The sequence below is a fragment of the Pseudomonas sp. 10B238 genome (assembly GCF_000970615.1).
Taxonomy (GTDB): Bacteria; Pseudomonadota; Gammaproteobacteria; order Pseudomonadales; family Pseudomonadaceae; genus Stutzerimonas.
Genome location: NZ_KQ033929.1, coordinates 228041 through 240024 on the forward strand (window position 1 = coordinate 228041; position 11984 = coordinate 240024).

General features: G+C 60.5%; 7 protein-coding genes. 3 read left to right on the plus strand and 4 right to left on the minus strand.

Going from position 1 to position 11984, the window contains the following annotated elements:
- Nucleotide 1: 1 nt before the first annotated feature.
- A complete protein-coding gene (locus RT21_RS05830) occupies nucleotides 2–1339 on the minus strand; it encodes a Na(+)-translocating NADH-quinone reductase subunit A (RefSeq protein WP_046161986.1) in 1338 nt (445 codons plus the stop codon).
- Nucleotides 1340–1659: 320 nt separating this feature from the next.
- Nucleotides 1660–3111 (minus strand): glyceraldehyde-3-phosphate dehydrogenase, encoded by a 1452-nt coding sequence (locus RT21_RS05835; protein ID WP_046161987.1) that lies wholly within the window; start codon nucleotides 3109–3111, stop codon nucleotides 1660–1662.
- 159 nt (nucleotides 3112–3270) lie between these two features.
- Here RT21_RS05835 and mfd point away from each other — a divergent pair, with 159 nt between their 5' ends.
- From mfd to RT21_RS05850, 3 genes are read left to right on the plus strand one after another with little or no spacing between them, the layout of a single operon-like run.
- Entirely contained in the window at nucleotides 3271–6717 is a 3447-nt protein-coding gene (gene mfd / locus RT21_RS05840) for a transcription-repair coupling factor (RefSeq protein ID WP_046161988.1), read from the plus strand.
- A gap of 39 nt (nucleotides 6718–6756) precedes the next feature.
- On the plus strand, nucleotides 6757–10041 hold the full coding sequence (locus RT21_RS05845; protein WP_234463560.1) for a DEAD/DEAH box helicase: 3285 nt from the start codon (nucleotides 6757–6759) through the stop codon (nucleotides 10039–10041).
- Between the two features lie 10 nt (nucleotides 10042–10051).
- Nucleotides 10052–10537, plus strand: coding sequence for a GNAT family N-acetyltransferase (locus tag RT21_RS05850; RefSeq protein ID WP_046161989.1), 486 nt, complete (start codon nucleotides 10052–10054; stop codon nucleotides 10535–10537).
- 50 nt (nucleotides 10538–10587) lie between these two features.
- Here the strand turns inward: RT21_RS05850 and wrbA are convergent, their stop codons facing one another.
- Nucleotides 10588–11187 carry an NAD(P)H:quinone oxidoreductase gene (wrbA, locus tag RT21_RS05855; protein ID WP_045428898.1) on the minus strand — a complete coding sequence of 200 codons (600 nt, stop codon included), beginning with the start codon at nucleotides 11185–11187 and terminating at the stop codon, nucleotides 10588–10590.
- Between the two features lie 56 nt (nucleotides 11188–11243).
- Nucleotides 11244–11942 (minus strand): pirin family protein, encoded by a 699-nt coding sequence (locus tag RT21_RS05860; RefSeq protein ID WP_046161990.1) that lies wholly within the window; start codon nucleotides 11940–11942, stop codon nucleotides 11244–11246.
- Nucleotides 11943–11984 lie beyond the last annotated feature (42 nt).

Here is an 11984-nt window from a genome sequence, read left to right on the forward strand (position 1 = left end):
CTTAACCCTCCTTCTCGATACGGGTCAGATTGTCTCGCAGGATCGGGCCGTATTCGTACTTGCCGGCACAGACGTAGGTGCACAGTGCCAGGTCCTCTTCATCAAGCTCGAGGCAGCCCAATTTCTGCGCAACCTCGGTATCTCCGACGATAAGAGAGCGCAGTAACTGAGTCGGTAGAATGTCCAGCGGCATGACCTCTTCGTAGTTCCCAACCGGCACCATGGCCCGCGGGCTGCCATTAGTGGAGGTGGAAAAAGCGAACTTCTTGCCGCCCATCAACTTGGAGATATAGATATTGAGGATCGAGTGCTTGTCGCTACCGGCACGCAGGTAGTGCAGCATCTCGCGCTCCTTACCTTCGCGCAGGCAGGAAACCTGCTGGTGGTAGCGACCGAGAAACGCGAAAGCGCCATGCGCCGTACGTCCGCCCAGAACCGATCCAGATACGACACGGTTTGCACCAGGCTGCAATTCGCCAGCTGTCAGCTCATCGAGATTGGCGCCCAGGCGAGTACGCACCAGACGCGGGGTTTCAACGACCGGACCGGCCAACGACACCACACGCTCTACCGAAAGCTTTCCGGTAAGGAACAGTGCACCGATCGCGATTACGTCCTGATAACCAACGGCCCACACGCTTTTGGTGGCGCTAACCGGGTCCAGAAAATGAATGTGTGTTCCGGCCAGACCGGCAGGATGCGGACCAGCGAAACTTTCAGTCTTAACCTTCGCAATCTGCTCGCCGGGTAGCGAGGCGCCTTCGGCTTTACACAGAAACAGCTTACCCAGATTGCCGAGAACCTTTAGGCCTGCTTCGAAATCAGCAGCGCGCTCCGCGATGATCAATGCTGGATCAGCAGCCAACGGATGAGTGTCGATGGCAGTGACGAAGATCGAGCTGGGAACGGCATCGATAGCCGGAACTTTGCTATATGGACGTGTGCGAAACGCTGCCCAGAGACCAGCCTGCTGCAGATTCTCACGAACCTTCTCGTCACCCATCGCTTCCAGCTCAGCCGAGCCGTACTGGCTGAAAGTCACTTCTTCAGCGCCTTCCAAGTCAATGACGACCGATTGCAGGACGCGCTTCTCGCCACGATGAATCGCGCTTACAACACCCGCACCGGGCGCGGTGAAATGAACGCCAGGCGTCTTCTTGTCCGAAAACAACACCTGACCCAGTTTCACGCGATCACCGACCTGAACTTCCATGGTCGGTTTCATGCCAGGGTAATCAAACCCTACTACGGCGACGCTTCGCACGGGCCTTCCGGCCTCGATACGCTGCGCCGGCGCACCTGCAATGGGCAAATCTAGCCCACGTTTTATATTGATCATCGGCTCGCCTAACCACTGATTTTAAAAGACTTTTTTACAGGCCCAGCGATTTAGCTGAAGGTCGAATTGCACGACGCGCGCCGAAAAATATATCGACGCGACGCTATGCCACGGGCCCAGGTAGAAATCCGCCCGATTATAGAGGCCGCGACCCGTGACTGACCACCCAAGGTCTTCCAATTTTTTGACTAAAGACAAGCGGTCATCCGCAACCGACTATTGACGCTCCAGCTGCCAGCGCATCGACCGCAGCATTATCGAGAAAATACGAAACGAAAACGGGAGCCGAAGCTCCCGTTTTCTTTCAGCAAAAGCGCCCGTCAGCGCGGGAAAGCAGGCGGGTTCACGCCGGCCATATCTTCCATTACACGCACTACCTGGCAGCTATATCCGAACTCGTTGTCATACCAGACGTAAAGTACGACTCGGTTATCGCTGCAGATCGTCGCCTCGGCATCGACAACACCTGCGTGACGAGAACCTACGAAATCGCTTGAAACAACCTCCTGCGAATTGACGAAGTCAATCTGCTTCTGAAGATCTGAATGCATGGCCATCTGGCGCAGGTACTCGTTGATCTCTTCGCGGTTCGTGGCCTTTTCCAAGTTCAGATTCAGAATCGCCATCGAGACGTTCGGCGTCGGCACGCGAATGGCGTTACCTGTCAGCTTGCCTTTCAGTACGGGCAGCGCCTTGGCGGCAGCCGTAGCAGCACCCGTCTCGGTGATGACCATGTTCAGCGCAGCACTACGGCCACGGCGACTGCCTTTATGGAAGTTGTCGATCAGGTTCTGGTCGTTGGTGTACGAATGCACAGTCTCGACATGACCGTTGACGATGCCGTACTGATCATTGACTGCTTTAAGCACCGGCACGATCGCGTTGGTGGTGCAGGAGGCAGCGGAGACGATCTTGTCGTCGGCCGTGATTTCGCCATGGTTGATGCCGTGAACGATGTTCTTCAGCTCGCCCTTGCCTGGCGCAGTCAGCACAACGCGGGCAACACCTGGGCACTTGAGGTGCTGGCTGAGGCCCTCGGCATCGCGCCACTTGCCGGTGTTATCGACCAGCAGAGCGTTTTCGATTCCATACTGGGTGTAATCCACCGAGGCCGGATCGTTCGAATAGATCACCTGGATCAGATTGCCGTTGGCAGTGATGGTGTTGTTTTCGGCATCAATGTGAATAGTGCCTTCAAACGGACCATGAACCGAATCGCGACGCAGCAGGCTGGCGCGTTTGACCAGGTCGTTTTCAGCACCCTTGCGCACAACGATCGCTCGCAGACGGAGGCCATCACCGCCGCCCGTCTTCTCGATCAGAATGCGGGCGAGCAAGCGACCAATCCGGCCGAAGCCATAGAGCACGACGTCGGTGCCCTTATGGACGCCGGTGGTGTTGCGCTTGCCAGCAACTTCAGCGAGTTCGTCACGCACGAACTGATCAAGGCTGCGGCCGTTGCCCTCGGCCTTGAACTTGGCCACGACTTTACCCAGATCCACCGAAGCGGCACCAAGGTCCATCTGGCTCATGGTTGTGAGGATCTGATGGGTTTCGTTGACGGACAGCTCGGCTTCGTCAGCCTGACGGTGACGAGCGAAACGATGCGCCTTGAGCAGAGCAATGACCGAACGGTTGATCAACCCACGGCCGTAGATGGAAGTCACCACGTTGTTGTTACGATACAGCTGACCAATCAGCGGAATCATCGCTTCGGCGAGGGCTTCTCGATCAATCCATTCACCAAGACACTGGTCGGGCTTCTGAGTCACGGGCAGTTCCTTCCAACATGTAGGGGCTGAGAAAAAGGGCTACATTATGCCGCCGCACCCTAGCGCCGGCAATCTGTGCAGCCGAAACACTGACAGCGTCCCGCGCGGATAGTTACAATCCGGGCGGTCCATTTTTATCGACCGGAGCCACGCCCACTCGTGTCCGTATTGCGCCTTCCGCCCATGCCTGCCGCCAGCGGCAAGCAAACCTGGGGCAACCTTCCTGGTGCCGCGCTGAGCCTGGCCATTGCCGAAGCAGCCAGCAACGCAGATCGATTCACTCTCCTTCTTACCGCCGACAGCCAAAGCGCCGAACGCCTGCAAGAAGAGCTCGCCTTCTTTGCGCCTGACCTGCCGGTTCTGCACTTCCCCGACTGGGAGACGCTGCCCTATGACGTGTTTTCGCCGCATCAGGACATCATCTCCCAGCGGATTGCAGCGCTCTATCAGCTGCCGGAACTGACACACGGCGTTCTGGTAGTTCCCATCACCACAGCGCTACACAAACTTGCTCCGAAGCGATTCTTGCTCGGATCCAGCCTGGTGCTGGATGTCCGTCAGAAGCTCGATGTCGAGCAGATGCGGGCGCGCCTCGAAGCGGCCGGTTATCGCTGCGTCGATACGGTCTACGAACATGGCGAGTTCGCAGTCCGCGGCGCGCTGATCGACCTGTTCCCGATGGGCAGCCCCCTGCCCTACCGCATCGACCTGTTCGATGACGAAATTGAAACGCTGCGCACCTTCGATCCAGAAAATCAGCGTTCCATAGATAAAGTCGAGTCGATACGATTGCTGCCGGCACGCGAGTTCCCGCTGAAGAAGGAGTCGGTCACCGGCTTCCGCGCACGCTTCCGTGAGCGCTTTGATGTGGATTTCCGCCGTTGCCCGGTTTACCAGGATCTATCCACCGGGATCACGCCGGCCGGTATCGAGTACTACCTGCCGCTGTTCTTCGACGAGACCTCGACGCTGTTCGATTATCTGCCGGGAGACACCCAGGTGTTCTCGCTGCCGGGTATCGAGCAGGCTGCGGAGCACTTCTGGAAAGACGTCCGTACTCGCTACGAAGAACGTCGCGTCGACCCTGAGCGCCCATTGCTACCACCCGCCGAACTGTTCATGGCGGTCGAAGACTGTTTTGCGCATCTAAAACTTTGGCCGCGGATCGTGGCCAGCCAGGACGATGTAGAAACCGGCATCGGCCGCGAGCGCTTTCCAGCCAGCCGCTTCCCTGAGCTTGCGATCGACGCCAAGGCACCTGAACCCTTGGGTGCATTGCGCCGCTTTCTCGACGAATTTCCAGGCCGCGTATTGTTCACCGCCGAATCGGCCGGCCGTCGCGAGGTTCTGCTCGAGCTGCTTGCTCGGCTGAAGCTGCGTCCGCAGGAAGTTGCTGGCTGGCCGCAGTTCGTTGAAAGCGGCGAGCGTCTGGCGATCGCCATCGCCCCGCTCGACGACGGCTTGCTGCTGCAAGACCCGGCCTTGGCGCTGATCGCCGAAAGCCCGTTGTTCGGCCAGCGCATCATGCAGCGCCGCCGGCGTGAAAAAGGTCGTGATGCCGGCGAGAACGTCATCAAGAACCTCACCGAACTGCGTGAAGGCGCGCCGGTGGTTCACATCGACCACGGTGTCGGCCGTTATCACGGCCTGGTCACCTTGGAGATCGAAGGTCAGGCCGCCGAGTTCCTGATGCTGCAGTACGCCGAAGAGGCCAAGCTTTACGTACCGGTCTCCAGCCTGCACCTAATTGCTCGTTACACAGGCAGCGACGATGCACTGGCGCCGCTGCACCGCCTGGGCTCGGAAACCTGGCAGAAGGCCAAGCGCAAAGCGGCCGAGCAGGTCCGAGATGTCGCCGCTGAGTTGCTCGACATCTATGCCCGCCGCGCGGCACGTGAAGGCCATGCGTTCGAAGACCCGCAGCTCGACTACGAGACGTTCAGCGCTGGCTTCCCGTTCGAGGAGACCCCAGATCAGATGGCCGCTATTGAAGCGGTTCGCAACGACATGCTCGCGCCCCGCCCTATGGACCGCCTGATCTGCGGCGATGTGGGCTTCGGCAAGACCGAAGTTGCCATGCGCGCCGCCTTCATTGCGGTACACAGTGGCCGTCAGGTAGCGGTGCTGGTGCCAACCACCCTGCTTGCCCAGCAGCACTACAACAGCTTCCGCGACCGTTTCGCCGATTGGCCGGTGCGCGTCGAGGTGATGAGCCGCTTCAAGTCAGCCAAGGAAATCCAGGCTGCTGTGCAGGAGCTGGCCGAAGGCAAGGTCGACATTCTCATCGGTACGCACAAACTGCTGCAGGACGACGTGAAGTTCACCAATCTCGGCCTGGTGATCATCGACGAAGAACACCGCTTCGGGGTGCGCCAGAAGGAACAGCTCAAAGCGCTGCGCAGCGAAGTCGACATCCTCACCCTGACCGCCACACCGATCCCTCGGACTTTGAACATGGCCGTCGCCGGCATGCGCGACCTCTCCATCATCGCCACGCCGCCTGCGCGCCGGCTGTCGGTGCGCACCTTCGTCATGGAGCAGCAGAACTCTGTGATCAAGGAAGCGCTGCTGCGTGAGCTGTTGCGTGGTGGCCAGGTCTATTACCTGCACAACGACGTGAAGACGATCGAGAAATGCGCCGCCGATCTTGCCGAATTGGTGCCGGAAGCCCGCATAGGCGTAGGCCACGGCCAGATGCGCGAACGCGAACTCGAACAGGTGATGGGCGACTTCTACCACAAGCGTTTTAACGTGTTGATCGCCTCGACCATCATCGAGACGGGCATCGACGTACCGAGCGCCAACACCATCATCATCGAACGTGCCGACAAGTTCGGCCTGGCCCAGCTGCATCAGCTGCGAGGTCGCGTCGGACGCAGCCACCACCAGGCCTACGCCTATCTGCTGACGCCACCACGCAAGGCCATGACCCCTGACGCCGAAAAGCGTCTGGAGGCCATCGCCAACGCACAGGATCTCGGCGCGGGCTTCGTCCTCGCCACCCACGATCTGGAGATTCGCGGCGCGGGCGAGCTGCTCGGCGATGGCCAGAGCGGGCAGATTCAGGCGGTCGGTTTCACGCTCTATATGGAAATGCTCGAGCGTGCGGTCAAATCCATCCAGAAAGGTGAACAGCCGAACCTCGATCAACCGCTGGGCGGCGGACCGGAGATCAATCTGCGCGTACCAGCGTTGATTCCGGAAGACTACCTGCCAGATGTGCATGCGCGGTTGATCCTCTACAAGCGCATCGCCAATGCCGCCGACGAGAACGGACTGCGCGAACTGCAGGTCGAGATGATTGATCGCTTCGGTCTGCTGCCTGAACCGGCAAAGCATTTGGTCAGGCTGACCCTGCTTAAGCTGCAGGCCGCCAGCCTCGGCATCACCAAGATCGACGCCGGGCCTCAAGGGGGCCGTATCGAGTTCGCTGCGGATACAAGCGTCGACCCGATGGTGCTGATCAAGCTGATCCAGAGCCAACCCAACCGTTACAAGTTCGAAGGCGCCACGATGTTCAAGTTTCAGGTGCCGATGGAGCGTGCCGAAGAGCGCTTCAACACGCTTGAGGCATTGCTCGAACGTTTGTCCGCGGAAAAGCCGTAACGATGCCGAAGACGCCTGTACTCACCACCCGATCCACCGATGCAGGGTGACTTTCTCCCCAACCTGCCCGCTGCCTGGCGATTACCGTTTTCCGAAAACGCAATCGCCAGGGGCCAGCAGTACGCAGCGGAGAACCGCATCAGGATCGTCCGTGAGGATTCACGGTATGTCGAAGCGACCTGCCGCGGTTCAGCTGGCAGCGTCTATCGTCAGTCACTGGAGTTATCCCGCGACGGCCGGCTCAGCTGCATCTGCAGCTGCCCGGTTGGCCTCAACTGCAAGCATTGCGTAGCCCTGATAGCGTCCCTCGAATCGCAAGCCGAGCGCTTGCCCGCCAAGCAGAGCGAGCAGTCCGGTGAGCGCTTCCCTGACCGGCTGGAACAATGGCTATCGCAGCTCCCACAGGCGCTAGGTGACAACCTGCAAACCGGCCAAGGCCGGTGTCTGCACTATCTGCTATGCCCTGACTTCTCCGTGGAGGTCTACAAGGTGCGTCAACACAAGGACGGCACCTGGGGCGAGCGGCAGCCCTACTATGGATTGCGGGAAGCCAGCTTTCGCAAGCCGACCTTCATGCAGCCGCTGGATTTGCGCATTGCCGCACTGGTAACGCTGGGCCGCACATCAGGCAATGGTTTCAAGCCCAACGGCGAGAACGGCGGCGAGATTCTGCGCCTGATTCTCGAGAGCGGTCGCGCCTTTCTCAGCTGGGATCAGCCCGCACTGCAGCCCGGCCGATCCCGACAGGCACGCTTCAACTGGAACGAGCAAACCGACGGGGGTTTCCAGCCTGGATTGGACATGGCCGAACCCCACGGCGAACTGCTTACCGCTGTGGACCCGCTGTACTACCTCGACAGGGCCCGGAACGAAATGGGCATGGTCGATCACGGTCTGCCTATGCCACTGGCTCGGCACCTCCTCGACGCACCCTCGGTTCCATCCGCCCAGGCCGCCCTGTTCAGCCTGACGCTGCATGAAATCGCCCCACAGCTGCCGGCCCCCGCCAAGCCCGAAGAACATCAGGTCGATGACCTGCTTCCACTGCCCCACCTGAGCCTCGGCAGCCATCAGTCGGTCAACTACCAGCTCAGCAGCGGTCGCATGGTGAGCGAGCACCAGCATCGTGCCGGGCTGACTTTCCTCTACGGCCACACCCAGGTTCACGGCAAAGCCAAGCCTGGCCAACGCTTACGCCAGACCGACGGGGCTCGCGTGTTGAGCATCGCCCGCCGGCCGGACGCGGAACAGGCGCTGCGGCAGCAGTTGCAGCAACTGGGTTTTCGCCCAGCGCTGCGCCAGAGTCAGGCGTTGCCGAAGGATTCGGCCGAGATGTTCGAGCTGCCGAGCGAGGCAGCCTGGCTCAATTTCACCCAAACCCAACTGGCCCCGCTGCGCGAGCAAGGCTGGCAGATCGTCATGCAGCCCGGCTTCGCCTACGATCTGACGGCGATTGATGCCTGGTACGTCGACGTCGAAGAGCCGCCCGAGCACAGCTGGTTCGACCTGGAGCTCGGCATCATCGTTGAAGGTGAGCGAATCAGCCTATTGCCGGTTCTGCTCGGGCTGATCCGACGCAATCCGGCCCTGCTCTCTGCCCACGCCCTGGCACAACGCGGCGACGACGAAACCCTGCGGGTGCAGATTGATCGGCGCCGCGAGGAAGATGACCAACCGCTGCAAGTGCTGCTGCCCTTCGATCGCCTGAAACCCATCTTGGCCACCCTCTCGGAGCTTTATCTCCAGGAGCAACCAAACGGCGAGAACTTGCGACTGGAGCGAACCGATGCGGCCCGGCTGGCCGGGCTCGATTCGCTCCCACTGCAATGGCATGGCGGCGAGCATTTACGGGATTTCGCCCAGCGACTGCGCGATTACCGCAAACAAGACATCAGCCCACCGCGGGACCTGGATGCAACACTGCGCCCCTATCAGCTGGACGGCCTGCGCTGGATGCAAACGCTACGGGCCCTAGAGGTCGGCGGCATTCTGGGCGACGATATGGGCCTGGGTAAAACGTTGCAGACCCTTGCTCACCTGTTACTGGAGAAGCAAGCGGGCAAGCTGGACCGACCCTCTCTGGTGGTGATGCCCACTACCCTCATCCCCAATTGGCAGGATGAAGCGGCCCGCTTCGCGCCATCGCTGAAAGTGGCGACCCTGCACGGGACGACGCGTCGACAGCTCTACCAGCACCTGACCGACTACGATCTGCTGCTCACCACCTACGCGCTGCTGCCCAGAGACATCGACCTGCTCGCAGACGTCCCGCTGCATGTGCTGGTGCTCGACGAAGCCCAGAACATCAAGAACGCCAGCAGCAAGGCCGCGCAAGCTGCCGGACGTCTGAACGCCCGCCAGCGCCTCTGCCTCACCGGCACGCCGTTGGAAAATCATCTGGGCGAGCTCTGGTCGCTGTTTCATTTCCTCATGCCCGGTTGGCTCGGCGATACCAAGCAATTCACCCGGGACTACCGCACGCCTATCGAGAAACACGGCGACGCCGATCGGCTCGAGCACCTCACCAAGCGGATAAAACCTTTCCTGCTCAGGCGACGCAAAGAACAGGTCGCGCAGGAGTTACCGCCCAAAAACGAGATCTTGCACTGGGTCGAGCTCAGCCCGGCTCAGCGCGACCTGTACGAAACCGTGCGACTGGCGATGGACAGCAAAGTCCGCGAGGAGATCGACCGCAAAGGCCTGGCGCGTAGTCAGATCATCATCCTCGATGCACTGCTCAAGCTGCGTCAGGTGTGCTGCGATCTCCGCCTGGTCAAGGGCGACGTCGCCCGGCCAGTCCGGGGCGGCACCTCTGGCAAACTCGACAGCCTGATGGAGATGCTGACCGAGCTGCTCGCCGAAGGCCGACGAATCCTGCTGTTTTCACAGTTCACCTCAATGCTCTCGCTGATTGAAGAAGAGCTGCAGAGCCGCACCATCGACTATGTACAGATCACCGGCGAAACCAAGGATCGGCGCACTCCCGTCAAGCGGTTCCAGAATGGGGAAGTCCCACTATTTCTGATCAGCCTCAAGGCTGGCGGCACCGGTCTGAACCTGACGGCTGCCGACACCGTGATCCATTACGACCCCTGGTGGAACCCGGCCGCGGAGAACCAGGCCACCGACCGCGCGCACCGCATCGGCCAGAGCAAGCCGGTATTCGTCTACAAGCTGATCGCTCGCGCTACCGTCGAAGAAAAGATCCAGCAACTGCAGCAACGCAAAGCCGAACTGGCCGCAGGCGTGCTGGATGCCAGTGGTCAAGGCGGCTGGCAACTGGAGCCGAGTGATATCGAGGCGCTGTTCGCGCCCCTGCCCTAGGAGGATGGATATGCGCCGACTGGTCGCCCCTACCGATTTTGATCGGGTCTACGACATCTACATGCACGAGTCAGTGGTGCCCTTCCTCGGCTTCGATCCGATGCCGCGCGAGGCGTTCGGCAAGGTGTTCGACCCGTTGTTCGAGAGTGGCTGTTTCTACGTATACGAAATCGATGGCGAAGTAATGGGCTTCTACAAGGCGCAGCGGCACGTCGGTCGTACTGCCCATGTCGCCTACCTTGGAACCTTGGCCGTGGCGCCGGAAGCTCAAGGCCGAGGTATCGCCATGGGGATGATGCAGGACGCCCTTGCGCGGCTACAGCGAGCGGGCATCACCCGTATCGAGCTGACAGTCGAAGCGGACAATCCCCGCGCCATCACCTTTTACGAACGTCTGGGCTTCGTTCACGAAGGCACTCAGCGGGCGGCCTACAAACGTGCCAGCGACACCGGCTATGTCGATGAGCTGATGTACGGGTTGCTGCATGACGGCTGATAGGGCCGAGACGCCGGGCGAGCCAAGCCACCCGGCACCTTCACAGCCGATCAGCCTTTCAGCTTGACCGTTGTCTGGGCCACCAGCTCGCCCTGGTAACGGGCAATGGTCAGTTCTTTATTGGAAGGTTGACGCGAGCCGTCACCGCCAGCGATGGTCGAGGCACCGTACGGCGTGCCGCCATTCACTTCAGAAATGTCGAAGAACTCGCCGATACCGTAGCCGGTGGGCACGATGATCATTCCGTGGTGCGCCAAAGTGGTCCAGGTCGAGGTAATGGTCATCTCCTGACCGCCGCCGGTGCCGGTCGAAGTAAACACGCTGGCAACCTTGCCGTGCAGCGCGCCCTTGGCCCAGAGCCCACCGGTCTGATCGAGGAAGGTACGCATCTGCCCGGACATGTTGCCGAAGCGAGTCGGCGTACCAAAGATGATCGCGTCGTAATCGGCCAGCTCAGCCGGATTGGCAAAGGGCGCCTGCTGGTCGACCTTGCCACCGGCATTCTTGAAAGCCTCTTGCGGCATGGTTTCCGGCACGCGCTTGATGGTCACCTCAGCGCCTTCGACACGACGCGCACCTTCAGCCACTGCATTGGCCATGGTTTCGATGTGGCCATACATTGAGTGATACACCACGAGAATCTTCGCCATTTTCAGTTTCCTCTTCCTGGGTTGTGTTCCGGTTTGAGTAGTAGAAGTCGATACGTTCAGCGAACGTCGACCAGCACGATTTCACTGTCTTCCAACGCCTTGATGCTCAGCTGCGTCTCATCTCGCACTGCCACCCCATCACCTGCCGCCGCGATTCGCTCCGCGACTTCGATACGCCCGCTGGCCGCAACCATGTAAACCTTCCGGTCCGCGCCAATCTGGTATTCGGCAACCTGACCGGCAGAAAGTGTCGCCGCAACCAGGCGGGCGTCGGCTCGAATGGACAAGGCATCGCCGTCCTCTGCCATCCCGCTGGCCAAAGTGACAAAGCTGCCGGCGCGCTCACCGGCCGGGAAAGGCCGGGTGCCCCAGGCAGGCGGCAAGCCGGACTGATCCGGGTAGATCCAGATCTGGAAAATCTCGGTGGTCTCGTCTTCCAGGTTGTATTCGCTGTGGGTGATGCCGGTGCCGGCGCTCATCACCTGGACGTCGCCCGCCACGGTTCGGCCGCGGTTACCGAGGCTGTCCTCATGGGTGATCGCGCCTTTGCGCACGTAGGTGATGATTTCCATGTCGCGATGCGGGTGGCTCGGGAAGCCGGAATGCGGTGCGATGCTGTCGTCATTCCAGACCCGCAAGTGCCCCCAGTGCATGCGGGCCGGGTCGTGGTATTCAGCGAAGGAAAAGTGATGACGGGTATCCAACCAACCATGCTGGGCGCTGCCAAGCTCGGCGCGGGGACGAATGTCGATCATTTGAGAGACCTCTAAACGGTGGCCGACTCGGCGACAGGCGCG